This is a genomic window from Nonomuraea sp. NPDC048892 (assembly GCF_040649735.1).
Classification (GTDB): Bacteria; Actinomycetota; Actinomycetes; order Streptosporangiales; family Streptosporangiaceae; genus Nonomuraea; species Nonomuraea maheshkhaliensis.
This window is the reverse complement of sequence record NZ_JBEZFZ010000007.1, coordinates 42,398-68,454: the sequence shown is the minus strand read 5'-3', so window position 1 is coordinate 68,454 and position 26,057 is coordinate 42,398. Positions and strand designations below refer to the sequence as shown.

Annotated in this window: 16 protein-coding genes, 1 pseudogene and 1 CRISPR repeat array; of the genes and pseudogenes, 8 read left to right on the top strand and 9 right to left on the bottom strand. The window is 67.1% G+C overall.

Features of this window, described 5'->3' with window-relative positions:
* Positions 1-51 precede the first annotated feature (51 nt).
* Both AB0C28_RS24310 and AB0C28_RS24305 read right to left on the bottom strand, forming a co-directional pair.
* Complete coding sequence (locus AB0C28_RS24310; protein ID WP_358077571.1) at positions 52-969, bottom strand: slipin family protein; 918 nt, start codon at positions 967-969, stop codon at positions 52-54.
* Between the two features lie 92 nt (positions 970-1,061).
* Positions 1,062-1,367, bottom strand: a complete 306-nt coding sequence (locus tag AB0C28_RS24305) for a DUF3040 domain-containing protein (RefSeq protein ID WP_358077568.1) — start codon at positions 1,365-1,367, stop codon at positions 1,062-1,064.
* 187 nt (positions 1,368-1,554) lie between these two features.
* Between AB0C28_RS24305 and AB0C28_RS24300 the strand changes: the two genes are divergently transcribed.
* The 3 genes from AB0C28_RS24300 to ctaD all read left to right on the top strand — a co-directional run bounded on the left by AB0C28_RS24300 (position 1,555) and on the right by ctaD (position 4,679).
* On the top strand, positions 1,555-2,070 hold the full coding sequence (locus AB0C28_RS24300; RefSeq protein WP_358077565.1) for a MarR family winged helix-turn-helix transcriptional regulator: 516 nt from the start codon (positions 1,555-1,557) through the stop codon (positions 2,068-2,070).
* Between the two features lie 292 nt (positions 2,071-2,362).
* Positions 2,363-3,040 carry a hemerythrin domain-containing protein gene (locus AB0C28_RS24295; RefSeq protein WP_358077562.1) on the top strand — a complete coding sequence of 226 codons (678 nt, stop codon included), beginning with the start codon at positions 2,363-2,365 and terminating at the stop codon, positions 3,038-3,040.
* A 4-nt stretch (positions 3,041-3,044) separates the two neighbouring features.
* Positions 3,045-4,679, top strand: a complete 1,635-nt coding sequence (ctaD, locus tag AB0C28_RS24290) for a cytochrome c oxidase subunit I (RefSeq protein WP_358077559.1) — start codon at positions 3,045-3,047, stop codon at positions 4,677-4,679.
* 157 nt (positions 4,680-4,836) lie between these two features.
* Here ctaD and AB0C28_RS24285 read toward each other — a convergent pair whose 3' ends face one another.
* From AB0C28_RS24285 to AB0C28_RS24265, 5 genes and pseudogenes are all read right to left on the bottom strand, one after another.
* Positions 4,837-5,331 (bottom strand): DUF6245 family protein, encoded by a 495-nt coding sequence (locus AB0C28_RS24285; protein WP_358077556.1) that lies wholly within the window; start codon positions 5,329-5,331, stop codon positions 4,837-4,839.
* Positions 5,332-5,650: 319 nt separating this feature from the next.
* Positions 5,651-5,854: pseudogene (locus AB0C28_RS24280) on the bottom strand (Tn3 family transposase); the annotation flags it as partial.
* 600 nt (positions 5,855-6,454) lie between these two features.
* Positions 6,455-7,282, bottom strand: a complete 828-nt coding sequence (locus tag AB0C28_RS24275) for a thiopeptide-type bacteriocin biosynthesis protein (RefSeq protein WP_358077553.1) — start codon at positions 7,280-7,282, stop codon at positions 6,455-6,457.
* Positions 7,283-7,312: 30 nt separating this feature from the next.
* A complete protein-coding gene (locus AB0C28_RS24270) occupies positions 7,313-8,212 on the bottom strand; it encodes a lantibiotic dehydratase family protein (protein ID WP_358078115.1) in 900 nt (299 codons plus the stop codon).
* Between the two features lie 43 nt (positions 8,213-8,255).
* On the bottom strand, positions 8,256-9,320 hold the full coding sequence (locus AB0C28_RS24265) for a lantibiotic dehydratase (RefSeq protein WP_358077550.1): 1,065 nt from the start codon (positions 9,318-9,320) through the stop codon (positions 8,256-8,258).
* Between the two features lie 160 nt (positions 9,321-9,480).
* Here AB0C28_RS24265 and cas3 point away from each other — a divergent pair, with 160 nt between their 5' ends.
* Genes cas3 through cas6e form a run of 5 tightly spaced genes read left to right on the top strand, consistent with a single transcriptional unit; the run spans position 9,481 to position 17,358 of the window.
* Positions 9,481-13,998, top strand: a complete 4,518-nt coding sequence (gene cas3 / locus AB0C28_RS24260) for a CRISPR-associated helicase Cas3' (RefSeq protein ID WP_358077547.1) — start codon at positions 9,481-9,483, stop codon at positions 13,996-13,998.
* A 29-nt stretch (positions 13,999-14,027) separates the two neighbouring features.
* Positions 14,028-14,675, top strand: coding sequence for a type I-E CRISPR-associated protein Cse2/CasB (casB, locus tag AB0C28_RS24255; RefSeq protein WP_358077544.1), 648 nt, complete (start codon positions 14,028-14,030; stop codon positions 14,673-14,675).
* A 5-nt stretch (positions 14,676-14,680) separates the two neighbouring features.
* Positions 14,681-15,850: a type I-E CRISPR-associated protein Cas7/Cse4/CasC gene (cas7e, locus tag AB0C28_RS24250; RefSeq protein ID WP_358077541.1), complete on the top strand. Its 1,170-nt coding sequence runs from the start codon at positions 14,681-14,683 to the stop codon at positions 15,848-15,850.
* Positions 15,843-16,622, top strand: a complete 780-nt coding sequence (gene cas5e, locus AB0C28_RS24245; protein WP_358077538.1) for a type I-E CRISPR-associated protein Cas5/CasD — start codon at positions 15,843-15,845, stop codon at positions 16,620-16,622. The genes cas7e and cas5e overlap by 8 nt, the downstream gene beginning before the upstream one ends.
* Complete coding sequence (gene cas6e / locus AB0C28_RS24240; protein WP_358077535.1) at positions 16,615-17,358, top strand: type I-E CRISPR-associated protein Cas6/Cse3/CasE; 744 nt, start codon at positions 16,615-16,617, stop codon at positions 17,356-17,358. Before cas5e ends, cas6e begins: the two co-directional genes overlap by 8 nt.
* Before the next feature lie 662 nt (positions 17,359-18,020).
* Here cas6e and AB0C28_RS24235 read toward each other — a convergent pair.
* Both AB0C28_RS24235 and mobF read right to left on the bottom strand, forming a co-directional pair.
* Entirely contained in the window at positions 18,021-18,158 is a 138-nt protein-coding gene (locus tag AB0C28_RS24235) for an HD domain-containing protein (protein ID WP_358078112.1), read from the bottom strand.
* Between the two features lie 538 nt (positions 18,159-18,696).
* Positions 18,697-20,311: direct repeats of the CRISPR family, unit length 29 nt; unit sequence GTGCTCCCCGCGCACGCGGGGATGGTCCC.
* Between the two features lie 274 nt (positions 20,312-20,585).
* A complete protein-coding gene (mobF, locus tag AB0C28_RS24230) occupies positions 20,586-25,820 on the bottom strand; it encodes a MobF family relaxase (protein ID WP_358077532.1) in 5,235 nt (1,744 codons plus the stop codon).
* Positions 25,821-26,057 lie beyond the last annotated feature (237 nt).

Below are 26,057 nucleotides of genomic sequence, written 5' to 3'. Positions count from 1 at the left end.
TCGCATATGTCACGCGTACCGGCCGGCCCTTGCCGCCGGGGCCGGCGAGGGCTACCGGCCGGCCAGCACGTCGCTGGGGGCGGCCTGGTCGAGGCGCTGGGCGTCCTGCAGGGTTCGGTCGGCCGGTACCGATGGCTCCTGCGGCCGCGCGGCGACGGACGGCGGGGTGGACGCGCTGTGGGCGACTCCCGCAGGGTCGGCATCGGCCGGTGTCGCACGTTCCAGGAAGCGGAGCAACTCCACCGGGAAGGGCAGGACGAGGGTGGAGTTCTTCTCGGCGGCGACCTCGACGACGGTCTGGAGCAGCCGCAGTTGCAGCGCTGCCGGGTGCTCGGTCATCGTTTCGGCGGCCTGGGCCAGCTTCTGCGAAGCTTGTAGTTCGCCTTCGGCGGTGATGACGCGTGAGCGCCGTTCCCGTTCGGCTTCGGCCTGTCGTGACATGGACCGCTTCATCGTCTCGGGAAGGGCCACGTCCTTGATCTCGACCCGGTCGATGTGCACGCCCCAGCCCACGGCCGGGCTGTCGATCATCAGCTCGAGACCCTCGTTGAGATGCTCCCGGTTGGACAGCAGATCGTCCAGCTCGCTCTTTCCGATGATCGAACGGAGTGAGGCTAGCGCGACCTGCTGGATGGCCGATACGTAGTCCTGAACGTCGACGACCACCCGCAGCGGATCGACGACCCGGAAGTAGACGACGGCGTCCACCCGGACGGTCACGTTGTCGCGGGTGATGCCATCCTGGGCGGGTACCGGCATCGTGATGATCTGCATGTTGACCTTGTGCAGCCGGTCGGCGAACGGCGCGATCAGCGCCACGCCCGGACCGCGAATCTCGGAGCGGACCTTCCCGAACCGCAAGACGACGCCTCGTTCGAACTGTTTGACGACCCGGACACTCGCGCCGAGCACGACCGCGCCCAGCGCAAGGAGTGTGATCAGCGCGGCGCTGACGATGGTTCCGATCATTGCATCCTCCGATGCTCTGCCTCAGCCGACCTATGGGCGGCTCGAGGCCTCGCTATCTCCCGCCGGGCATCTCCCGCCTGGCATCTCCTGCGCTACATGACTTGCCGGGACGCCGTCGACGTCACGGCCGCTCCTCGATGCGAGCGTGCGTACCAGATCCACATGGTCAACGCGGCGAACAGCAGGGCGAGGAACGGCGATCCGGCCAGCAGCAGGATCACCACGAACGCCGAGCTGAAGACGCGCATGACCGTGTAGGCCTGCCTGGACAGGTCCGGTGTTGCCGCTCGGTGCAGGCGTTGCGCATCGGTGCTGAACGATTTGGCGAAATCCGGATCCTCGACCAGCAACTGGCGCTGGATCTCCCGCAGTGCTTCACGTTCGTAGTCGTCGAGCACGAAACACCTCCAGGGCGCTGTCGCCAGGTGCGATCTCATCATCCATCCACCTGGACACTTATATCGTAGCACGATATAAAATGGAGTCCATGGACCCGCCATCACGGGCGGCCGCACGTGTGGCACGATGCGCTTATATCGCATTGCGATATGATTGTGCGGGATTCGAGAGAGGGGCGGCACGGTCATGGAGGGCGAAGCAGTACAACCCGAGCCCCTGACCAAGCAGGACTTCGAGGCGCTGGCCCGGTTCCGTTTCGGGATCCGCAGCTATCTGCGCTTCAGTGAGGAGGCGGTGCGCGCCGCCGGCCTCACCCCGCAGCAATACCAGCTACTGCTGGCCCTTAAAGGGTTCCCCGGTCGCGACTGGGCGAGCGTACGGGAACTCGCCGACCAGCTGCTGTTGCGCCACCACAGCGTGGTCGAACTCATCAGCCGAGCGCAGAAACAGGGCCTCGTGCACCGGGGCGCGCATCCCAGCGACGGCCGGGCAGTGCGGGTAATGCTTGCCGCCGAAGGCGAGCGCGTCCTGGCGCGCCTGGGCGCGCTACACCGCGACGAACTGCGGCGTATGGACACCGCGATCCTTCCCCCGGTATGGGACAGCGCCCCGCAGCCGGACACGCCGTCGGCGCATGAGGCCGCCCGGAACGGGTCCGTTCCACCACACCATCGCGGTGATCTTGGCGGAGAGCTGATCTAGCGCGCCCACGCATCGGCGCGGGCACGCTCCACGCCTGTTGGCGGTACGGAAAGGAACGGCATGGACGGGGAGGACGAACCAGGTCTCAGGTAGGACGAGCGGTAAGGGTCGTGATCGCCACGCCAGGAGTGGTGGACCAGGCACGCGTGGGGAAGGACCCGGTGGACTGGCTGCACCGGGGCCGCAAGGAGCAGATCATTCATCCAGACCAACGCATCTACGGCGGGCGCAGGCGAACCGGTCCAGCAAGTAACGGACCCGGCCCCGCCAGATCCGGTCAAAGGAAGGGATCATGGATACTCAGACCACATTGACCGCGGAACACGCTCACCTCCTGACCCAGATCACCGACCGAGCCCGCCGCGTCCTGCAGATCGCCTCGCACGACCGATGGCCCAGGCGGGAACTGACGACGCTGGCCCGCTATCTGCGCGCGGAACTCATCCGGCAGCTCACTGACGAAGAACGGCTGCTCTTCCCCGCCCACGAAGCCACCCCCGAACTGTCACGGCTGGCCCGCGACCACGCACGGCTGCGCGCCTGCGTGGACACCATCGCCACCGCCGCCCGCGGACGCGGCACCCGCTCGCCCGCCCAGATCGCCACCACCGTCCGCGACCTGCTCACCCTGCTCCACAACCACCTCGCCACCGAGCAAGCGACCCTGACAGGTTCTGGCAGGCCGACGATCTCCACCGCTGCCCTCGGCGCCTTCCCGCACCGCTGGTATCCGCTCACCGAAGGCCCCACCATCGACCTGGACGTGCTCCCCGCAGACCGGCTGCTGGAGGCCGTCAGCGAACGGCTGCACAGGCTGCCCCGCGGCGAACACCTCGACCTGTGTTCCCACACCGACCCGGACAAACTCTGCCACGCCCTGGCGGCTGGCGAAGACGACTACGGCTTCGCCTACCTGGCCTGCGGGCCGGACCAGTGGCAGGTCCGCGTCACCCGCCGGCTCGAAAGGTGACCGCATGTCCGTCACCGAGCACGTCATTGCCCTGCCCGCCACCGCCAAAGGGCGGCTGCTGGTGTCGTGGCTCTCGTCGACGGACCACAAGGTCATCGGCTACCTGTACCTGATCACCTCGTTCGGATTCTTCCTGATCGGTGGGGTCATGGCCATGGTGATCCGGGCCGAGCTGACCCAGCCGGAGCTGCAGTTCGTCGGCGCCGGGCAGTACAACCAGCTTTTCACCATGCACGGCACCATCATGCTGCTGCTGTTCGCCACTCCGCTGTTCGCCGGCTTCACCAACGTCATCATGCCGCTGCAGATCGGCGCACCCGACGTGGCCTTCCCCCGACTGAACGCGGTCAGCTACTGGCTGTTCCTGTTCGGCGGGCTGATCGCGCTGAGCGGGTTCGTCACCCCTGGCGGCGCAGCTGCCTTCGGCTGGTTCGCCTACACACCCCTGTCCGACGCGATCAGCTCCCCAGGTGTCGGCGGCGACTTGTGGGTCATGGGCCTGACGCTGAGCGGCCTCGGCACGATCCTGGGCGCGGTCAACTTCGTCACCACGATCATCGGCATGCGCGCCCCCGGCATGACCATGTTCCGGATGCCGATCTTCACCTGGAACGTGCTGCTGACCAGCATGCTCGTGCTGATGGCCTTCCCGGTGCTGGCCGCCGCCCTGCTGGCACTGGAGGCCGACCGCAAGCTCGGCACGCAGATCTTCAGCCCGGAAAACGGCGGCGCGATGCTGTGGCAGCACCTGTTCTGGTTCTTCGGCCACCCCGAGGTCTACATCATCGCGCTACCGTTCTTCGGTATCATCACCGAGGTCATCCCGGTCTTCAGCCGCAAGCCCGTCTTCGGCTACATCGGCCTCGTCGGCGCGACCATCGCCATCGCCGGGCTGTCGATGACCGTCTGGGCACACCACATGTTCGGCACCGGACAGGTGCTGCTGCCGTTCTTCTCCTTCATGAGCTTCCTCATCGCGATCCCCACCGGAGTGAAGTTCTTCAACTGGATCGGCACCATGTGGCGCGGGCATCTCAGCTTCGAAACGCCGATGCTGTTCTCGATCGGTTTCCTCATCACCTTCCTGTTCGGCGGCCTGACCGGCGTCATCCTGGCCTCGCCACCACTGGACTTCCACGTCACCGACAGCTATTTCGTCGTCGCGCACTTCCACTACGTCGTGTTCGGCACCGTGGTGTTCGCCATGTTCGCGGGCTTCTACTTCTGGTGGCCGAAAATGACCGGCAGGCTCCTCGGCGAGACCTGGGGAAAGATCCACTTCTGGACGTTGTTCATCGGCTTCCACACCACCTTCCTGGTCCAGCACTGGCTCGGCATGCTCGGCATGCCCCGGCGCTACGCCGACTACAGCGCCGCCGACGGCTTCACTACACTCAACGCCATCTCATCGGCGGGCGCGTTCCTGCTCGGAGCCTCCACGCTGCCCTTCCTCTACAACATCTGGCGCACGACACGGGGCGCGCCACCTACGCTGCCGGACGACCCCTGGGGATTCGGCAACTCACTGGAGTGGGCCACCTCCTGCCCGCCACCACGGCACAACTTCACCGCCGTCCCGCGCATCCGATCCGAACGCCCCGCCTTCGACCTCCACTACCCACACGAGCCCGCGAGCTGATCTGCATGGTTCTTCCCCGGGTCCCCTTCTCGCACGGCAGACCCGCCGATACTTGGTGATCAACTGCGGTGACGCCGAGCCAACTCTGGCAGTCACTTCTCCCCGAGGACGGTGTGCAGACCGCCGAGCATGTCGAGCAGGAGGCCGATGTTGCCGATCACGTGGACGAAACACCCGCGGGCGGCCTCGATCTGCGCGATGTGCTCCTTGACCTGCTCCACACTGGGCACTTGACTGGCGGCCACGACGCCGAACAGCGCTGCAGACCGTCGGCGGCGTGCGCGGCGGCCACCAGGATGGGGCCGGTGCCGGCGTGCTGAGCGACCAGTCGCAGCGGCCCGGCGACGCGCAGGGTCTGCCATTGCAGGAAGCCGGTCAGCTTGACCGGGTCGTCGCTGACGCCCGCGGTGACCAGCTGCTCGTCGTGCGCCCCGCCCAGGTCCACGTCCTGCTCGGCGAGCATCGCCTCGATCTGGGCGGCATCCAGCAGCGCGTTGGCCAAGCGGATCCGGTAGCGCCGCTCGCCTAGGCGTTCGGCTTCGGCGTCATGTTCGGCCTGGTCGCCTTCGCCCGTGTAAACGCCCAGCGCTATCAGGGCGGAGACCAACTGCTGCACCGAGGTGGGATGTTGCGAGGGAGGCTCGCTGGTCATGGCGTTCACCGCAGCCGGTGCGCGCCTGCGCTACGGGCATAACCGGCCAACGCGGCACAGCTGGAAGTCGGGCCGTGGGCGGCGGTCGGATCAGGCCGGGCCGGCGGGGAACAGCACGCGCGGCTCCAGAGCCAAGCGCGTGGTCGGCGCCTGGTCCGGCGGCGTCAAGTTGATCACCCAGTTGCCGAACCGGCGCACCGTATGGGTGATGTCAGGAGAGATGTGGCCAGGTCATCGACGTCGACCGGCCGGCCTTCGGCGGCCAGCTGGTTGGCCGCGTCCGTGATATCGCAGGCGGTCGAGTAAATCACGCAGTTCGCGATCGCCCCAACTCCCGAAAGGCTCGATACAACCGGTTCTTGCGCGAGTGATTGCCCAGCCGGCGCAGCAGCGTCACCGACGACAGCCGGCTCTCCCGGATGGAGATCGCGGTACGCAGCAGGTCCGTCCAATGGGTCTCGATCAGCCCCCAGTCGATCACCTCCTCCCCGAACAACGGCTCGATGTGGGTGTAGCGGGTGCGCTCGTCCGCCTGTCGGCGACTACCGGCCTACACAGACCGGAAGTAGCGAGGCGTGAGACCTGACATGACTGACATGCCCGAAGACCACTGCATATCTGTAAGGCACGTAGGCGTCAACCTACTTGCCTTAACATAACGATGACAGCCCAGGGATGGCCGACGGGTTCCTGGATGCGCCTAGCCTCTTTCTCCAGTGGGCGCCGCCCGCACCGCCGCACGTTCGCCGCTGGCCCACTGCCAGTCACCTCTACGGGCGATTCCGCCTTGACCGATTAGGCCAGGCGAGGTTTCCTGCCTGGAGGACCTGCTCGAGGTATGCCGGGCCCAGCGGGATCCCCGCAGGCCCCCCGGTCACCGGCCTGACCTGGACCCCAGAACAGTTCCTCCGCCACCCATGGCTCGCCCAGGGAGAAGGCGCGCCCGACCCGCACAAGACCGACGCCTACGAGCGCCTTCTGGAGCGCTGCGGCGACAAGATCCCCGCCGGCCTTGCGATCATCGAGCTGGCTGCCACAGCTGTCAGCGGCGCTTGTCCCACCGGCAGGACCGCGATGGCCTCGAGGGCGACGCCACCATAGGCAGGCATCTCGCGAGCCGCTCTCAGCCCGCACGTGGTGCGGCGCGGGCCAGCCGGTTCGTGACCGCCTCGGTGCCGGGATCGACGCCGAGGGCGCGGACGTGGTGGTCATGCAGCAGGGACCGCAGCACGGTGATGGGTTGGTGGTCGTGGCGGGCGAGTTGGACGCGGTAGCCGCTCAGGGCGGCCCGCCGAGCAGTCCAGGCGTTGGCCACTGCCGCGCCGCCCGGCTGGTCGCGGAGGGCTTGGTGGTCGTCGGCGGGGTTGGCCAGGAGCAGCGTCGCGTCGCGTGACGTCCGGCCGAGCTTGCCGTACTCGCGGTCGAGCTTGTTGATCAGCCATCCATACCCCTCTTCGGATGCGGCGAGGCTGGCGGCGAGGTCGGCCATCGACGCCGCGGCGATGGCCTGAGCGGGCAGGCCTGTCCGGGCGGCCATGACGATCTGCGCGAGTGCGGCGCCGGAGTCGCACGCTGCCACTTCGTGTGCGGCGGCCAGCGCGACGCCGGCACCGTAGCGGCCCGTCTGCGGCTGGTACGCGGCCAGGTCCATGCGGGCGAGCAGCCCCGCGGACTGCAGGCCGGTGGCGAAGCCTGCCAGGTGGGTGGCGACTGCGCCGTACTGGTGCGAGTTGCAGAGCTGGAGGTAGAGCAGAAGCTGGTGGAGAGTGTCGGGCCGGGTGATGTCGCGGTGGCGGCGAAACCACCAGCGCACCAGTGTGGTGTTGAGCGGGTCCAGGAGCCGAGGCAGGTGCTCGGTGAGGATCTCGTCGTAGCGGTCGGGGTGGCCGAGCAGCCGGGCGTGGACTAGGTCGCCCGCGCCGGGCATCTGCATCGCGGTGGGCGGGCGCATGGTTGCGGGGAGGCGGGCGGGGCGCGCAGCTTAGGGGACGGTTGTCAGCGGAGTGAGGAATTCGCACGCCCGGCCGACCCACCCCGGTCCGGCGGCTGTGGGCGCTTCGCGGAGTTCGAGCCGTCCGGCGCGGTCCAGGCGGGTCCGCAGGACCAGTCGGTCAACATCCTGGTCGGGGTCGAGCGGGAGCCGTAGCTCGTCCTGGCATAACACGACCTGGGCCGGGGCTCGCCAGCGATCCCGCCATGCTTCCAGCGTCTTCACCCATGCTTGGAAGGGCTCGCGCGGCCCGGCCAGGTCGATGGCGTGGAGGTTCCAGCGGGCCGGGGCCAGCACCGTCCGGCCGTAGCGGATTCTCGGCAGGTGCGGAAGGCCGCGAGCCGCGCCGAAGTCGATCGGGCCGTAGACCGCATGGCGGGCCGAGGCGACCCCGGCCAGGAACCGCGCCAGCGGCGGCGTGTTCACGGCCGCCTCCAGCGGATGCAGCACGTACGGGACGACGCGGCGGCCGGTCGAGACCTGCACCAGATACATCTGGGTCGAGTCGGCGGTGACCGCGAGATCGTCCACACCGATCGTCTTGGCATCGGCGGGATACTCCGACAGGGAGATCAGCGCGGGCAGCAGTTGCGGGACGCGCACGACGTTCTCGTTGCGCTGATACCGGGGCGGGAACGAAAGCTGAGCCGTCACCACGTCGTCGGGCCCGGTGTAGGAGGCGGCCAGCAAATCCTGGGCCTGCCCTGACAGCAGATGCGCGAACCTGCCGGCCATGCTGCAGTCGGACCTTGGGACACCGGTCACCCACAACTCGAACGCGCCCCGCTCGACCGCCTCGGCCGTGGCAGCGTGCAGCTCGAACGCAAGCTCCACGCGCGGCGGGGCGACGTGTCGCGGTCGGTCAGGGCGCGGGCCGCGCGCCCGCGTGATGAGCCGAGGAACCCAGCCGGCAGCCCGAGCCCTGAGTCGCTGATCAGGTCACGCACGCGGACGATCGCGCCGGGCCCGTATCAGGCGCGGAACGCGACGTGGAGTCCCGCCACGTCTCGGCGCCGAACGGGCGCGTGGTCAGCCGCAGCAGAACCGACGCAGCCGAGGCCGCCTCCTGCGCTACGGCGTGCGGCACGATGATCTGGCCGTCCACCGCTGTGTCGGCCGCTACCGCATGTTCGCTGCGGCTGATGGTGGTCATCCGTGCAGTGACGGTGAGGCCGAGCGGTTCAGCGTCGGCCAGCGGCGCAGCCTTGTGATGGCGGGCAAGGTCGCGCTGGATCTCGCACAGTTCGGTCAACAGGTCGGCGATGTCGGGCAGGCCGCCACCGAGGGCGCGAAGCTGGCTGATCACGTGAGGCAGGCCATCCACGACGGTCGTGGGCGGGCGCAGGCTGGACAGCAGCGCGCCCTGCTGCACGAGGCTGGTCAGCATGGTGACGATTGTGTCGGCCGGCACCGCTGGGGCCGCCGCTTCAAGGTGGTCGGCGAGTTGGGTGAACCGGACCGGTGTAGACGCCGCGGCGAGGGCCAGACGTACGGGCCGGGTGTGGCGGATGGACACTTCGGCGAGGAGATCCGGCCGCTCGGCGGGGACATCGAGCCTGGCCGGGATAACGAACCGGTCACCTCGGACGGATCCGCCGCTGTTGGCAGTGACTAGCAGGTGGGGTTGTGCCTCCAGCCGGTCGATGAGCGCGCCGAGCCGCGCCGCGTCTGCTCGTGCCATGATCTGGTGCCGGGTGCCGAAGTCCGCCTTGGCCGCATGGCCGAGCAGGGCCGGAACGATTCCGGCGAACAGACCGAACGGGGTGGGGCGTCGCTGCCAGCGCAGCAGGTAGGAGGTCACGGCCAGGGTGAGCCTGCGGATTCGGGCGGGGTCGGTGCCTTCGGCGAGTTGGTCGAGCTGTTCGGCAAGGGTTGGACTGGCGACGCGTACGGCCGCGCGCACGTCGGGGCGCGTCCAGATGCGCGATAGCCAATGCTGCTCGGCTTCAGGTGTGGCGCCGAGGGCGGGTAGTTCCAGATCGCCCGGGTCGGTGGTCACCCGGTCTCGGTTACACATCGAACTGCGAGGCGCACAGCTCTCAGTCGCGATCTCGCTCAATCTTGCCCACGTCAGCGTCGTGCTCCTCGCCATCGTGATCGCGGGTCTCGTCTTCGCTACTTTCGTGGCAGGGATCACCCCGCCGCGCTAGAACCAGCACATGGCCTCACTGCGTCACGGAAGTACCCCACAGGACCCCGGATCGAGATTCAGCAGGCCCGCCCAGGCTCTGTGGGGCAAGACGGGTGCAGTTCGAGGCAGAAACACTCTCGGCGACAGGTGGCATTCTCTGCTCGCGCACATGGTGGACACCCTGGAGGTCGCGGACGAACTCTGGGACTGCTACCTGTCGCCGGCGTTCCATGAACGCCTAGCAGACGGCATTCCCGGGACAGAGCAGGAGCGCACCCAGGCATCCCGGGCTCTGTTTCGCTGGCTGGCCTCCCTACACGATCTGGGAAAGGCCAGCAGCTTTCAAGGTCAGAGCGCGCAACACGGCCCCAAGATCAACCATGTGATCCCCCTACCGGCTGGCCCGTCTACGCAGCCGCACAGCATGGTGTCAGCGCACCTCATGTACCTCTTCACGTCCGAAGCTGGCTGGACTCCGCGGGCAAGCTCTTGGGTGGCGAACGTCGTAGGGGGACATCATGGGATCTACCCTCGACCGGGATCAGTGGAGATTCCACTCCTTACCTCGGAGATCGGAGGGCCGGAGTGGCGGGAGGTCCAGCGGGAGCTATTTGAGGAGATGACTCGGCGGTCAGGCGTTCCTCTGGCTCTGTTGGCTGACCATGTACCGCCCATCGGTAGCCAGGTCGTCTGTTCGGGCGCCGTCATCCTCTGTGACTGGCTGGCGTCCAATGAGAAGCTTTTCCCGTACGCGGGTCCTTGGTCTGATGGCTATCCGGCGCAAGCGGCACGCAGGGCCGAGCAGACGCGGCGAACCATGCAATTGGAAGCCGTCTGGCATCCGGTGAACATCTCTGATGCCAGGGAAATGTACTCCCAACGGTTCGGCATTCGAGCACCGCGCGATACACAACTAGTCGCTCATCAAGTCGCCGCCGAGATGGATCAGCCTGGCCTAGTCATCGTCGAAGCGCCCACGGGCGAGGGCAAGACGGAGGCGGCGCTGGTCGTCGCAGAGGTTCTCGCCGCTCGCTTCGGGTTCAACGGGTTGTTCTTCGGGCTGCCTACTCAGGCGACGAGTAATCGCATCTTCGATCGGGTGCTTGACGTATGGCTACGCCACCTGCCGCAAAGTCCTCCTCCGACTGTCGGCCTGGTGCACGGCAAAGCCAGGCAGCATGAACGGTTCGAGGACCTGCCTCTCGGAGGAGTAGGTGACTGCAACAGCGCTTCCGCTACCGCCTCCCAGTGGATGAGAGGTGGAAAAAAGGCGCTGCTCTCCCCCGTCTCGGTGGGGACCATCGACCAGCTTTTGTTCACCGGCGTAAGTGCTCCACATGTGATGCTGCGGCATCTCGCGCTCGCCAACAAGGTCGTGGTGATCGATGAGGTGCACGCCTACGACGCGTACATGTCACGGATCCTGCACCGGGTGTTGCACTGGCTTGGAGTGCATCGGGTGCCCGTGGTGCTGTTGTCCGCGACTCTGCCAGCCGAACAGCGCTCTGCGCTGCTCAGAGCGTACGCGGGGAATATCGACACCAGTGTAGATTCGCCCGGCTACCCGCAGATCACATGGGTCCCGGCGCCAGGCCAAGCCAGTAGAAAAGCTAGCGCGTCGTTTTTCAGGCCAGCCGCCGACGCAGACCAAGCCGTCACCGCTGTGCACACTTGCGTCGCTGAGAAAACCGAGTCTCGTGACGTTTCGGTCGAAGTCGTCCTCGCCCCAGCGGATGCTGACGACCATGCGTCCATCATGCGGTGGATTCCCGCTCGGGGCTGCGTTCTCATCCTGCGTAATACCGTCCCGCGGGCGCAGCAGACCTACCAGGAACTGAGGAAGCGCCTAGGCGCCGATGAAGTGACGCTGCTTCATGCGCGCTTCACCAGCTCCGATCGTGCGCGCCTCGACAACTGGCTCTCCGCGGCATTCGGCCCGCCTACGACCGACGAGGCCACCGGGGCAATCTCCGAGAATCCGAATAGACCAGCCAGACATGTAGTCGTAGCTACTCAGGTGGTCGAGCAATCGCTCGACGTGGACTTCGATTTGTTGATCACGGACCTCGCGCCGATCGACCTCGTGTTGCAGAGAGCAGGGAGGCTGCATCGGCATCAGCGTCCAAACCCGCGGCCTGACCAACTGGCTGATCCCACAATGGTCGTCACGGGCTATGAAGAAGTCGATGGCCTTCCAAGCTTTCCCACGTTCGACGATCGCCCGTACCTGCACCACTTCCTGCTCCGTACCTTGGCTGTCCTTCGCGGAAGGGAAGGCGTCAGCATTCCGGACGACGTCCCGCTGCTGATTGAGGAGGTTTACGGTGACCGACCGGTCGTACCGGACGCTTGGAGCGAGCGGATGGCTGCGGCCACGGCCCGGATGCGGGACACCCTTGCGCAGATGCGGCGAGAGGCCAACGCGCTGCTGCTCGCAGAGCCGGATCCGATCGCTCCCGACCTCAGTGAGCTACAGCGAGGCACTTCCCACGATGCGGACGAGGAGGCCGCCGGCAACCGCCTCCGAGTACGTTCCGGTGAGCCGAGCATCGAAGTGATCCTGCTGCGAAGGGTCGACGCGACGATCGCGGTGACCGTGTCGGAGGGCGAGCAGGTGATGATTCCGCTCGATCGCACGCCCACACCGGAGCAGAAGAAGGCGGTACTCGGTCAGGCGATTCGTCTTCCGTCCCGGATGGTGGATGAAAGCCGGTTGGAGTCTCCACCAGGATGGCGGAACGCGCCATGGTGTCGGTCCCTTCGTGTACTCATGTTGAACAAGGCCACCGGGACGGTACGCCACGGTGCCAGGAGTTTCACCTACAGCACTGAAACGGGGTGGACCATTAGCGAAGCCAACTCGTCGGGCTCGGAGCCTTCGTTCAACCTGGTAGACGAACCGTGGCTCGACCATGTCACGATCAGTGGGGCGCCGGCCACCGCTTCCCTTCGTGACTTACTGCTCAATGCGCACCTGATTCGGGATCTCAGCGTCGATGTCCCGACTCAGTACCCCGCACTGATCCGATACTTGCTGGCCGTCCTGCATCGCGCGCTCGGCATGCGCGATGGAAAGCAGCACGAGTCTCAGCCAAGGATCAAAGGTGACTGGGAGTACCTCCACTCACTCGGCCTCTTCCCTCCGGAGCCCATCAACAACTACCTGGACACCTGGCGAGACCGCTTCGACCTCTTCCGCCCCAAGCATCCGTTCTTTCAGGCCGGCGGTCTAACGAGGTTGGGCGACGGAAGGAAGCCAGCCGGCCTGCTGATCCCCTATGCCGCCAGCGGTAACAACGTTCCGATCTTCTCGCAGTCCGCGGAGCGGCAGTCGGTCGAACTCACCCCACCCGAAGCCGCCCGTTGGCTGCTTCACGTCCACTGCTGGGACACCGCAGGTATCAAGACCGGGGCCCACGGCGATCCCCAAGCCAAGCAGGGCAAGACGACCGGCAACCGCACAGGACTTCTTGGCTCGCTGGGCGTACTCATCCCAACAGGCACAACGCTGTGGGAAACGCTCATGTACAACCTGCTTGTCCTCAACCAGGACATCTCCCCGGCGGACGACACACCTGCATGGGAACAGGACCCCCTGACCGCTGCCTGGCAGGCACGGCTGCCGCACGGTGTCCTCGATCTGTACGGGTGGCCCGGTCGGCGTGTCCGGCTCTTCCCCGAACGCAGCGGAGGTGAGACCACCGTCCGGCAAGTCCTCGTCTGTGCCGGCGACCGTCTTAAGGACGAGACCACACTCGACAGCCTGGAGCCGCACACCGCTTGGTACGCGGTGGACGATGCGGCGAGTTCCGCCCGTTATCGCCCATCTCGGCACCGCCCGGGGCAGCAGCTGTGGCGCGGTCTTGGGGGCATCCTGGGACGGCGGTACGAGAAGGGTGATGGAGGCCGCCGCTCCATGGCGCCGCATGTGCTGACGCACCTGCGGTCGGTCAAGCTGCCCAAGGACAAGGTGCTGCAGCTTCGCGCATACGGCGTGGTCTACGGCACTCAAAGTTCCGTGATCGAAGAGACCTACACGGACGTTCTTCCCTTGCCGGTCGCACTACTGCGTCCAGCCGGCAGAGAAGGCCTCGACGCGATGGCCGTTCAGTGTGTCGAGGACTCGTCCCGGGTGGCGCACGCCCTTGGCCAACTCGCCGCCGAGGTCGTGCTGTGCTCGGGCGGCGATGAGGAAGCCCAGCTCGCTCGGCGAAACAGCGCTCAGAACCGCCTGTACCTCGTACTGGACCAGCCTTTCCGCGACTGGATAGCGAAGCTTCGCGACGAAGAAGCCGTCGATGCCTATCGAGCGGAGTGGCATGACCGCGTCCGAATGGAAGCCCAGCGACTGGCGAAGTCGATCGTGGATGATGCGCCTCCGACCGCGCACCGTACCCGCATGCGCGTTCCGAAGAAGGGGGGCCGGCCAGAGCCGATCAACCTCGCGATTGCTCATAGCCGGTTCCTTCAGGTGCTGTTCGCCTTGTTGCCGAAGCCCCAGGACCCTGATGAACCGGCAGGACCGCAGAACGGAGGCCAGGAGTGACAGCGCCCACCGCATCACGCCGTAGGGACTTGAACGCCGAACGCAGAAGACGGCTGCAGCATGAACTCGAGGCCCTGTTCAAACCACCGCCGAGGAACGATCTGCGCGACGACGCGTCAGCGACTCTGAGCAGATGGCGCCAGGGGTTGAGCCACTCGCCCGACACCATGCCGGTCCTGGCCATGCAGATCGCGAACGTGCTCAGTCATCCCGACGAGCGGGAACATGATCGCGAAGCACGGGCGTGGGAGGTCGCGATTCACTACGGCCTAGGCCTCTTCGCCGTTCATCAGCAGTCGCAAGATCGCCCGATGCACGAACGCTCCAGGAGATCCTTCGGGGAAGCCAGCCGGCTGCTCGCAAAGCATCAGGCGCAAGGTCTGGAACGGCGCGAGTTCAGTCCGGCGACACCGCAGTTCGAGGCGGTCAATCGCGGAATCGTGCGGCGGCTGGAAGCAGCAATGAGTTCGGTGTCCGTGGCCGAACTCGTCGGTCATGCGCGCGGCCTGGTTCCGATGCTGCGGCAGGCGTCCATCGCCCTCGACTACGTCCAGTTCATCTCGGACCTGGCGGCCTGGGCCTACGCGCCCTCCCGCGGTTCGACAGCTCTGCGCTGGGGGCGCGACTTCTACAAGCCGTTCCCCGCAGAGAACAAGCAGACTACAGACAAGGAGTGAGATCCATGGTGTTTCTGGACGTACACGCGATCCAGCCCGTGCCGCCCGCCAACATCAACCGCGATGAGAACGGCAGCCCCAAAACCGCCCTGTACGGCGGCGCACGGCGGATGCGGGTCTCCTCACAAGCCTGGAAGCGCGCAGCGCGGAAACAGCTAGAGCGCGCCGCGGATTTCCAGCCTTCCCAACGCACCAAGAGACTGCCGGAGATCCTCGCCGCCGATCTGCTGGAGCGGCAGCCCCAGATGGGCGAGCGTGCAGCCGAAGTCGCCGATGCCACGGTGACGGCCCTCTTCGGAGCCAAGACGCCGAAGAAGAACGGGCGAGCCGCTACCGAGTTCCTCCTGTTCTATGGCGAGGCCCAGCGTTCCCGCATAGTTGACGTCCTGCTACAGGACACGGAGCGGGTCCTGAAAACGGTCGGCAACACGAAGGAGTTCACCAAGACGCTCAACGATCTGAAGCTTCGGGACACCGTCACCAGCGGTCATGCACCGGCAGTCGCGCTGTTCGGCCGGATGATCGCGACCGACCCGACGATGAACGTCGACGCCGCCTGCCAAGTAGCGCATGCCATTTCCACGCACGCGGTCGAGGCTCAATTCGACTACTACACAGCCGTCGACGACCAGGACGAGTCCGCTGACGAGACCGGCGCGGGCATGATCGGCACCGTCGAATTCAACGCAGCCACCATGTACCGCTACGCAACAGTCGACGTGCAGAGCCTGATCGACAACCTGGACGCGGACCGACCGTTCGCCATAGACGTCGCGGTGGAGTTCGCCAAGGCATTCCTCCTCAGCATGCCGACGGGCAAGCGAACCACGTTCGCCAACAACACCCGGCCGGACTTCGTCCTGCTCTCCGTACGGACAGACCAACCGGTGAGCCTCGCCGGCGCCTTCGAGCGTCCCGTCCTGGCCGAACGCTACGACGGCGAAACCGTCGGCTACCTAGGCCGTTCTGTGTCCGCGCTCGCTCGCTACTACCGGGAGCAGGACGAGCTCTACGGCACCGCTCCCGCGTTCCACACGGCCAGTTACCCGGCCTGGCTCGGCGACGGTCATGAGCAGGACCAGATTCCAGGGCTACCTGCTCCTCAGCCGCTCCCTACAGGGCTGGCAGCCGCACGTGACGCCCTGACGCGAGTGATCGGCATCGAGCATGACTGATGTCCTCGTCCTGCGCCTGAGCGGACCGCTCCAATCCTGGGGCGGCGCCACGCGGTACAACGTGCGGGGCACCCTCAGCCACCCCACGAAATCGGGCGTGATCGGGCTGTGCGCCAGCGCTCTGGGATGGCCCCGCGGAACGGACCTTTCCGCGTTGGCTGAGCTGCAATTCGGCGTACGTATCGATCGGCCCGGACAACTCCTCATCGATTACCACACCATGTCGGCGGCCTCGCATGACCCCCTGAAGCCACGGGAGCAACGACTGCCCACCGCCGACGGCAAGTCCCTCAAGCCTGGGCAGAGCAAGATATCCCGCCGGTACTACCTCCAAGACGCCGTGTTCGTCGCGGCCCTCGCCGGCGATCGAGACGATCAGCGCGACTTGCTCCAACGAGTCGCGGCTGCCCTGCGTACCCCGCGTTATCCCCTGTACCTGGGACGTCGCTCCTGTCCGCCGGACAAGCCCGTGCTGGTCTCCCTGCTGCGCGACATCACAGGTCTGGAGACCGTGCTACGCGAAGTCATTCCCTGGCAGGTGTCCGAGTGGCGGCAGCGAACGGAGAACATGTCCCTCGCGCTCATACTCGATCAACCCGACGGAGAGGAACTTTTGGATGACCTCCCGGCAGAGGGAGGGACTCCCTTCGACCGGAAGTTCACGCAACGTCCGGTGCACCACGACGTGTTGACTGCGCAGGACCTGCTGGCACATCAGAAGGCCGGCTACGGCTTCACCGGAGATGCCGTCATGGATCTGCTGGATGGATGACATGTATCTCACCCGTACCTTCATCAATCCACGACGACGTGGAGCCGTGACGTTCCTGGGCAACCCACAGAAGATCCACGCCGCCGTGATGCAGGCCTTTCCCGTTGACCCCGCATCAGACGCCGCGACGGGCCCTCGTGTGCTGTGGCGCTTGGACAGCGACGACCATCGCCGGCCGGTGCTGTGGATCGTGTCGCCGGACAAGCCAGACCTGCACCACGTCACAGACTTCTACGGATGGCCTGAATCGGGCCGGCCCTTCGAGACCAAGGATTACCTCCCCCTGCTGAACCGCCTGGCCGCCGGACAGCGCTACGTGTTCCGCGTGACGATCAATCCTGTCAAGTCGCTGCACCCCGGACCTGAGGCGAGAGAAGCCAGGGCCAAGGTTCGAGGCAAGGTTGTTCCGCTGGTCGGCGCCCTCAACCAGATCTCATGGTTCGCAGAACGGGCCGACAAGTGGGGGTTCGAACTTCTGCCGGGATCTGTTCCGCTGCCCGATACCGAGCCTCCATCGGAGGCCTCGATCCCTTTCGCAGTGGAGATTCGGGATCGCAAGCGGCTCCGATTCTGGCGATCGGACAGCGAGAAGAAGCCGGTGACACTGGAAACGGTGACGCTGGAAGGCTTGATGCGAGTGACCGATCCTCAACTGCTACGCGAAGCGCTTACGTGCGGCGTCGGGCGAGCGAGGGGGTATGGGTGTGGGCTGATCAGCTTGGCAGCCCCTCGATAGTCAGTGCCTTGGATGTGGCCTGAATGAGTCGCATGATGCAACCTAATCGGAAGTACTCGCATCCGTCGTCGTGGGTTCCCCGCGCACGCGGGGATGGTCCTGTCTGGATGACGACGTCCGCCCGCAGGTCGTTGTGCCCCCGCACACGCGGGGATGGTCCCACCGCCGGCTTGCGGACGTTCACGGTGTCGCCGTGCTCCCCGCGCACTCGGGGATGGTCCCCTCACAGGTTTGTTCACTGTGAGGCGGCTCACGTGCTCCCCGCGCACGCGGGGATGGTCCCTTGCCGTCGTGGTCGCGGGAGACGTCGGACTCGTGCTCCCCGCTCACGCGGGGATAGTCCCGAAGGAGATACGCATCGTGGTCATTGCCAAGAGTGCTCCCCGCGCACGCGGGGATGGTCCCCCCGGGAGCCGGAAGTGACCCGCCAGACCGTTGTGCTCCCCGCGCACGCGGGGATGGTCCCAAGGTTCTGAAGCCGGCCTTCAGACCATCTAATGTTCCGCGCCTGAAACGCGCCTGATCCAGGCCACCTGAGCCTCGCCAGCACCCGGGGCAGGGACGTCATCGTGTCAGACATCCTGGCGATAGGGCCGCCAACCACACCGCCAACCAACGCCCGTCCTCGATGCCTCCCGGCAGGCTTTCGGCGATGACCCGCATCACCTGGACGGGCAGCCAACGGTCCCACAGCAGGCCACTGCTGCGCTGTCCGCCATGTGCCGCCACAAGGGCAACCATCCACCGGTTTCCTGGTGATGCTTAGCCCAAACCGCGCCGGCCGTAGCGGTCAGCCCCATCGCCCAACGGCCGGGAGAAGGCTCCTCATCGAGCATGCAGCCATTGAAGGACATCATCCCCGGGGAAACCCCAACAACCGAAGATTTTCATGGTCGCGTGACAAGCAGAGGGGATGCCTGTATGCAAGCGATCCCCTCTGCCTCGCACCCGCCAGGGCGTCAAGGTCATCGGCCGGTTCCCCGGCGAGAGCAGCTGCGACTCACTCGTGTGAGCCGTCCTCGACCGGGCCGCCCGTGGTTGGCGTGGCTTCATCCTGACCAGACTGGACCTGCGCAGCCTGCACGACCTCCGCCGAACTCTGCTCCACCCACCCACACACTCCACCGACCGACGGCCCGGCCTTTACGCCCACCACCGAGGCCGCCCACGGCACCTACCTCGTCGAGCCTTCAACACCGCTCCGAGGACGCGACTTAACCCGTATCGTGAAGTTCTCATTCCGCATAAGCGCCAATCTGAATAGTGTCCAAAATGTCCAAATTTTCGAAAGTGCTCGATCTGGGCGTCTTGGCGGGCTAACGCTGCAGGTCATCGAGAGTGCTCCCCGCGCACGCGGGGATGGTCCCGATCCCGAGGCGACCGACCTCGACCGCAGAGAGTGCTCCCCGCGCACGCGGGGATGGTCCCTAGGGCACTGATCAACGAACTGGCCAATTGGAGTGCTCCCCGCGCACGCGGGGATGGTCCCGCGGCCATGAGTGGAGCGCGGTGGCGGGACCTGTGCTCCCCGCGCACGCGGGGATGGTCCCGGGTCTGCGTGGTTGGCCAGCCCTATCAGGATGTGCTCCCCGCGCACGCGGGGATGGTCCCTGGAGCCTTCCGGCCTCTTCCTCGCCGACGTTGTGCTCCCCGCGCACGCGGGGATGGTCCCAACGCATCTGGGCGTTGGAATTCGGCGGGGCCGTGCTCCCCGCGCACGCGGGGATGGTCCCGCCGCGGTGAGCATGTGGCAGGGCCTGGTTTCGTGCTCCCCGCGCACGCGGGGATGGTCCCCGAGGCTCGCGAACGTGGTCACTTCCTTGTCCGTGCTCCCCGCGCACGCGGGGATGGTCCCGGCGCGATCGTCACATCGCCCGTACTGTTATCGTGCTCCCCGCGCACGCGGGGATGGTCCCTCAGCGCCGTAGTACAGGATCGAGCCGACCTGGTGCTCCCCGCGCACGCGGGGATGGTCCCGGCATCCTGTATTTCGTCGATCCCGCGTCGCTGTGCTCCCCGCGCACGCGGGGATGGTCCCATCGACTGGGCCGGCCCGAACTGGTCGGAGGTGTGCTCCCCGCGCACGCGGGGATGGTCCCTATGCTCGATGTGTTTCGCGAGACAATTTCCGGTGCTCCCCGCGCACGCGGGGATGGTCCACGGTGACCCGCGTGCCGATGTTGTTCGTGGCGGTGCTCCCCGCGCACGCGGGGATGGTCCCTGCTGGTGGGTGGTGCGGGGGATGCGGATCCCGTGCTCCCCGCGCACGCGGGGATGGTCCCTACCGGCGCCGTAGCCGGGCTGAAGCCCCTGAGTGCTCCCCGCGCACGCGGGGATGGTCCCGGCAAGGTCATCAAGCTCAAGGCCGAGGCCGAGTGCTCCCCGCGCACGCGGGGATGGTCCCGAGATCCCGAACGTGTCGTAGCCGACCGCGAAGTGCTCCCCGCGCACGCGGGGATGGTCCCCCCGGCCAGGAACACCGGCACGTCAAGACCATGTGCTCCCCGCGCACGCGGGGATGGTCCCGTGTGATCAGACACGTGGCTCCTCCGTTCGACGTGCTCCCCGCGCACGCGGGGATGGTCCCCCGGAGGTCCCGGACAAGGACCCGGACGGGAGGTGCTCCCCGCGCACGCGGGGATGGTCCCGGCTCGCCATCGGGCGATGGCTGCTCCAAAGGGTGCTCCCCGCGCACGCGGGGATGGTCCGCGAGCCGCCTGGTGCTGTTCCCGGCCTCGGCGGTGCTCCCCGCGCACGCGGGGATGGTCCCGAGACCTACGGACACGACACCACCGGAAAGGCGTGCTCCCCGCGCACGCGGGGATGGTCCCACCACGCCCGCCGTGCCGCTGTTCACCGTCGGGTGCTCCCCGCGCACGCGGGGATGGTCCCACCCAGTCGCGGGTGTCGGTGCCCGTCAGGACGTGCTCCCCGCGCACGCGGGGATGACGGCGACGCCTAGAACGGCCTGATCCACGCCACCGGCCTCGCCAGCACCCAGGGCAGGGACGCCATCGCGCCAGGCACCCTGGCGATCTTCACCAAGGCGTTCCACGGCGGCGGCGTAGTCGGCCTGTCACAGGTCAAGCGACTGCCCAGCCTGGCATGACCGTCACCCAGTCGGTCGGCCGCGTGCTACTGGAAGTGCTCCGCGACCGCGCCGCCGACGTAGTGGTGACGGCCCAAATCATGCAACTCCATGCTCACTTGCGTAGCGCCTTCTTGGCTCAGTGGTTCCGTTCGCGATCTTGATGCTCCGGCACTCGGTCTTGAGTCCGGCGGAAAGTTGCCGGTGTTCGGCTGGCACCTCGGCGAGTCCCCCGTGGTGCCAGCTCTTCACGGAGGCGCCGCTGGTGCTCGGCTCGGGCGTCGTGCTCGGCCTTGCGTTGTCCGTGGGGCAGGCTTTGGCGGCGCTCGACTTCTTCTACGGTGGCCTGCAGCATGCAAGCCGTTTGAAGAGCGTCTCGGCGGCCCTCCTCGAGACGGTCTTGACCCGACTTCAGGTCGGCGGCCTGGGCTTGCTGCCGCGTTAGTTCCCAGTTGTGCTTCAGCTCGGCGGCCTGTCGGCGAATCTGCGGCCACGAGGAACGGGGAGGAGCTTGCTCGGCGCTGGCGTGGGCGGCTCGGCTCGCTTCGAGATGTGCGCTTTCAAGCGTCTGGCAGCTCTGCAAGAGGTCGGTGTGCCGCTGGTAGAGCTGGACGAGTTGATTCTCCAGGGCGGCGCGGCGTGCTCGTGCCCCAGGCAGGACCCGTCCTAGCGTGGGAAGTTCGTAACGGATCTGTTGGATCTGTTCCAGGATCGTCTCGTTCTGCTGGGTGAGGCCTCTCAGGCGCTGGGCCAACTCGTCGCGTCGCCGGGCGGCCGGGTCTGCGGCGTCGATGTGCTGCAGGTGTCTCGCCAGTTCGTCACGACGCTGTTGGAGGGCGTGCTCGGCGGGGCCGCCGCCTAGTTCGGTGACGTGCGTCAGGTGGTCTTCTGCGGTTCGTACGGTAGTGGCGAGTTCCTGTTGGCGCCGGCGGAGTTCTGCCATGCGGGCGGAGAGTTGGCTGGTGGTGAGCAGGCCCACACCGTCGGGTGTGCCAGCCAGGGTGGACAGAAGTTCCTGCTGCTGTTGCTTGGCGTGGTGGTGATCGCGAGCGGCCTGCTCGACGTGCTGGCGAGCCAGGGGCAGGGCGTGGCGGCGAGCGATCTCGTCCTGGGCTGCGTCCAGTTCGTTGCGGATCAGCTGCTGGGTGGCTCGGGCGGTGACGGCGTCGTTCTCAGCGGCCTGGATGTCGGCTTGCCGGCCGGCGCGCAGGATGGTGTCCCAGTGGGTGATCAGCTGGTGGCGCTGGTGGCGGATCAGCGGCCATACGGTACGCGGGGGTGCCTGGGCGAGGGCCTGATGGGCTTGTTCTCTCGCGGTGGCGTGCGCGTCCTGTGCCGCGGACAGGCGAGCGCTTGGTTGCTCGGCCAACTGGGCCTGCTCCAGTTCTTGTTCGGCGAGGTGAAGTCGTTCCTGCGCTGCGGTGACTTCCTCGATGCGGTGCAGTTGCTCCGTGAGCTTGACGCGTTTGCTGGTCAGTTCTTGCTCGGCGGGACCGCCTCCGGTGACGGCGTAGGTTCGGGCGCGTTGTTCGGCGGCGGTGAGGGCGGCTGCGGCATCGCGGGCTTGGGTGGTGAGCTCGTCGGCGCGAGCAGTGAGCTGTTCCAATGTGAGCAGCCCCACGCGGTAGGGCGTGTGTGAAAGGGCGAGCAAGGCGCCGGCCTGTCTCATCGCCGCGGCGGTGTCGTCACTGCGCGAGGGGGACTCTAACCTCTGTGGGGTAGCGCGGTCTGGCGGACGTACTTCGCCATCCGGGCGTTCGGCGGCTGGGAAGTTGCGGGAGGTCAGAGCCTGCCGGGCGGCCTGCCAGGCCGCTTCGCGGTCAGGAGCGAGCGGTCCGGGGCGGTGGTTGGTCAGCAGGGAAGTGCCGTACGCCTCACCGTAGGCAGCGATGACGCCGGCTCGGACGATCCATTCCTCTCGTAGGAGAGGTTCGTCGGGAACCGCGCCGAGGTGCTGCAAAGCCCAGGTCGGTGGAGACTGGGCCGCGAGCTGACCGAGGTGTTCGGTGCGTTGGTCCATACGCTCAGCGACCTCGCGGACGTATCGGGCCAGGTCGGGATCGTCGATGTGCGGCGGCCGGTCACGCCAACGCACGGGCACCGGATTCCGACCCTCGTCATCGATGGTCAGCAGGCGACTGAGGCGATGGTGCAGTACCTGGGCGATCGAGCGGGCGTCGTCGAAGGTGCGCTGGTGCACCGCCCGGCGGATCAGCTCGGTACTGTCGCGACCGGACAGCTCAATCCGCTGGAGCAGGGCGGCGAGCGCGCGGCGGGCCGGGTCGTTTTGGAGCCTCTCGTACAGGTCGGGGGTGAGCTCCGCGCCCAGCGTCCGGCGGTGACGTGGTCGGGTGGCCAGGGCGATGATGTCGCGCCAGATGGCCATCAGATGCGCCATATGGGTGACGCGTTCGCCTTCCTCGCGCAGGGCCTCGATGGCGGCCGGTGCGGCGTCGTCGCGATCGAGGACGTGAGCGAGGACGGTGCGGGCGTTGAGGGTGGGTGCGCCGGGCGCGGGGTCGGGGTCGGCCAGTTGGAGCGACTGTTGGCCGCCTTCGCGCAGGTCGGCTGCGGCCAGGGCCGTGACGTCGACGTAACCGACATTGGCGGAGCGGCCGCGGGTCAGCATGACGTACAACATCTGGTGGGTGACCCGGCCGTCGATGAGGGCGCGGGCGACGTCGACGGTGCGGCCTTGGGCTGCGTGGGTCGTGGTGGCGTAGCCGAGTTCGAGGTGCTTGGCGGCGTAGTGGGCGGGGATGTAGACGCGACGGGCGGGGTCGCCGCCAGGGTGAATCCGGCTGGTCAGGTGGGCGATCAGGCCCCCGTCGTCGAGGACTCGGTCGACGCGCAGAACGTCGCGGTTGGACAAGGTACGCCAGGTGCCGGCGACGTTGACGCGTCTGGTGTTGGCGCGGGCCATCACCAGGTCGCCGACACCCGCGACGGCGCCGTCGCGAAGCCGTACCCCCTCAGTGCTGACTTCACCGCGTCGCACCAGCTCGGCGCGCACTCGGGCCGCCAGCTCGCGGGCATCGGCGTTGGACATGGTCAGCATCACCGCCCGCCGACCGGCGGCGCGGTCTCCCAGGTAGTCGGACACCAGGCGAGTGGTCACCTGCTCGCGGTCGCCTTCCACGATGCGGCCGCGCTCGTCGTACTCGTCCACCACCCAGACCTGGCCGGCGCGCAGCCGCAGGGAGGCCTCGCGCTCCCAGACCGCTTCCATGCGCTCGACCACGTTCAGCGCGTACGAACCGGCGTCGGCAGCCAGCACCCGCATGAGCCCGCCCGCTTCCGGTGCTGACAACTGCGCGGTGTCGCCCGCCCACACCACCTTGCCGAACGCCCGCTCGGCGACCTCCTGGATGGCGGCCAGGTCGGCGGTGGGCACCATGGACGCCTCGTCGACCACGATCAGCGTGCCGGGCTCGATCCTGAGCTTGCCCGTGCGCGCCAGCGTGAGGAAGCGTCGGATGTTGAACGTCCGCTCGAAGCCCTCGTCGGCCAGCACGTAGGAGGCGTTCGTGGACAGGGTGAGCCCGATCGAGCCCACCCCTTGGCCGGCCCGCCACAGCCCGGTCAACCGGCCCAGCGCGTAGGACTTGCCGGATCCGGCCGGGCCCTCGAACACGTCCACGGCCCGGCCCGAGGTGGCGATGCCGATGATGGCTTCGGCCTGGTCCTCACGCAGTCCAGGACTGTCGTCGCCGGAGCGGCGCGGTGCCAGCCATTCCTGCACCCGTTGGCGCGGGATCGCCGGAGCGGTACGGGCCTGAGCGGCTGTGAGCAGCCGGTTTTCGATGGCGAGGTGATCGTCGGTGGTGAACCGCTCGGCGCAGGGCGCGACATAGGCGCTGCTGCCGTTCGCCCTCCGCAGCTCGGCGGGCACCTCGACCACTTCGGGCACGTTCAGCAATCGCACCCCGTACGTGTTGCCCGCGCCGATCGCCTGTTCGGTCAGGTTCTCCAGTACCTGTCTGACTGCGTTCGCGGGTAACCCACCAAGCCAGCCGGGGAGGTGGCGGTTGATGGCGCGGGTCACCTCGTACCGGGAGAACACGGCCTTGGCTCGTTGAGCGTCTGCGACCGCTGCCTGGAGAATTCGGTGTATCTGCTGCTCGGCTTGGGACTCTTCGGCGCCTTCCACGGCGGCGTCGGGTCGAGGTGTAGGAGTCGCATGGCCCGAACGCTCCAGGATCTGCTGGGTGAGAGCCGCCGCCTGCTCCCTTTCGGAGCTCGTCTGCGGATGCGTGCGCTGGCTCAAGGCCTGGTCGGGAACTTCGGCCAGTGTGCCGGATTCGACCTGTCTGGACTGCTCCATCCACTGGTCCAGCTCCGCGGCGTGGGTGGGTGCGGGAGCTTTGCTCTTTCGGGCCTTGGTGGCGCGGGTGGCGTACTGCGCCATGGAGAACAGGGCGCGAGCTGAGGGCTCGCGCTTGTGCCGGGCGACGTACTGCGCGCGCAACTGCTCCAGAAGTCCGGAGACCTCGACGCGGCGTGAGGAGAACATGCCGATCAAGTCGTCGTCGATGCCCTCGACCTCCAGCCCATGGCCGTCGGCTCGAACCCGCGTGTCGATCGGCAACGAACAGGTCAGCGTCTCCCACATGACGCGCTCAGCCAGCGCGGCCGCAGCAGGACGGACAGCATGAATCGCTCGGCTGTCCAGCGCCCGCCACTTACCGTCGGCATCGCACGGAACCCGGTTTAGGACCGGGTTGTGCACGTGCAGTTGGGGGTCGCCGTTGCGGGAGGTGTGCTGCCGGAACGAGGCGACCACCCAGCGCGGCGCGTCGACCCAGCGGCCGGTGGACCTCCCTGCCGCCTTCGGACCGTGCTTGCCGGCCCGGCTCACCCCACACACGTCCTGGTAGTACTCCAGCATCGCCGCGTTGCCCGTCATGACCGCGTCCCATACAGCGGCGGCCTGGGCCCGGAGGTCCAGAGCTTGATCGGGGTGGCCATCGCGCTCTTGCTCAGCCGCTTTCGCCAGCAGGCCGGCGTGGAGCAGAGTCACGCTTTTGGGTGGGCTGAAGGTCAGGTCCAGGAAGTAGACGGGCTTGCGGCCGGTGTCCTCGGCGAACTGGGCTGGTCTGCTGCCGAGCACCGGCTTGCCCGCTTCAGGGAGAGACGGGTCGTCGAAGGCGGGGTTACGCGGGTCGGCGAAGCTGCGGTACAGCCGTTCGAAGGCTGTCGGTTCGACCGCCTCGCCGGGCGTGAACCCTAGCTCGGCGCAGGCTTCACCGCTCCATACCCCTGGCGGCTCACCGCGCTCCTCGTCACCGAGCGATGACAGGTAGTAGTTCTCCGCCCCCTTGCCGACCTGCCGCGTCAAATACCCCGGGTCGTAGCCGAGGCCGATGCTCAGCATGGGAGTGCGTCACCTCCGGGCTGTGAACCCGGGCACGGAAGCTGGATCAAGGCACCACAGCCAAGATCACGAACCTGATCAATATAACAAGGGCGACAAAAGATGCCTAGGTGTGAAGGCCGATCCGCAGGCGTCTTCACACCTAGGCAGAGGGCGGGCGCTGCGCACACGGCTACTGTAGGACCGTCACCTCATGCGGGGACGTAGGGTCGCACTGCTGGGGCTCTGTACGTGCGA

What these genes read in the sequence shown, in the direction of transcription:
- AB0C28_RS24275 (WP_358077553.1), bottom strand. Translation starts at nt 7,282, where the DNA reads ATGCGCCCGCCCACCGCGATGCAGATGCCCGGCGCGGGCGACCTAGTC.
- AB0C28_RS24285 (WP_358077556.1), bottom strand. Translation starts at nt 5,331, where the DNA reads ATGACCAGCGAGCCTCCCTCGCAACATCCCACCTCGGTGCAGCAGTTG.
- ctaD (WP_358077559.1), top strand. Translation starts at nt 3,045, where the DNA reads ATGTCCGTCACCGAGCACGTCATTGCCCTGCCCGCCACCGCCAAAGGG.
- mobF (WP_358077532.1), bottom strand. Translation starts at nt 25,820, where the DNA reads ATGCTGAGCATCGGCCTCGGCTACGACCCGGGGTATTTGACGCGGCAG.
- cas6e (WP_358077535.1), top strand. Translation starts at nt 16,615, where the DNA reads ATGGATGACATGTATCTCACCCGTACCTTCATCAATCCACGACGACGT.
- AB0C28_RS24235 (WP_358078112.1), bottom strand. Translation starts at nt 18,158, where the DNA reads ATGGGGCTGACCGCTACGGCCGGCGCGGTTTGGGCTAAGCATCACCAG.
- cas5e (WP_358077538.1), top strand. Translation starts at nt 15,843, where the DNA reads ATGACTGATGTCCTCGTCCTGCGCCTGAGCGGACCGCTCCAATCCTGG.
- AB0C28_RS24310 (WP_358077571.1), bottom strand. Translation starts at nt 969, where the DNA reads ATGATCGGAACCATCGTCAGCGCCGCGCTGATCACACTCCTTGCGCTG.
- cas7e (WP_358077541.1), top strand. Translation starts at nt 14,681, where the DNA reads ATGGTGTTTCTGGACGTACACGCGATCCAGCCCGTGCCGCCCGCCAAC.
- cas3 (WP_358077547.1), top strand. Translation starts at nt 9,481, where the DNA reads ATGGCCTCACTGCGTCACGGAAGTACCCCACAGGACCCCGGATCGAGA.
- AB0C28_RS24295 (WP_358077562.1), top strand. Translation starts at nt 2,363, where the DNA reads ATGGATACTCAGACCACATTGACCGCGGAACACGCTCACCTCCTGACC.
- AB0C28_RS24300 (WP_358077565.1), top strand. Translation starts at nt 1,555, where the DNA reads ATGGAGGGCGAAGCAGTACAACCCGAGCCCCTGACCAAGCAGGACTTC.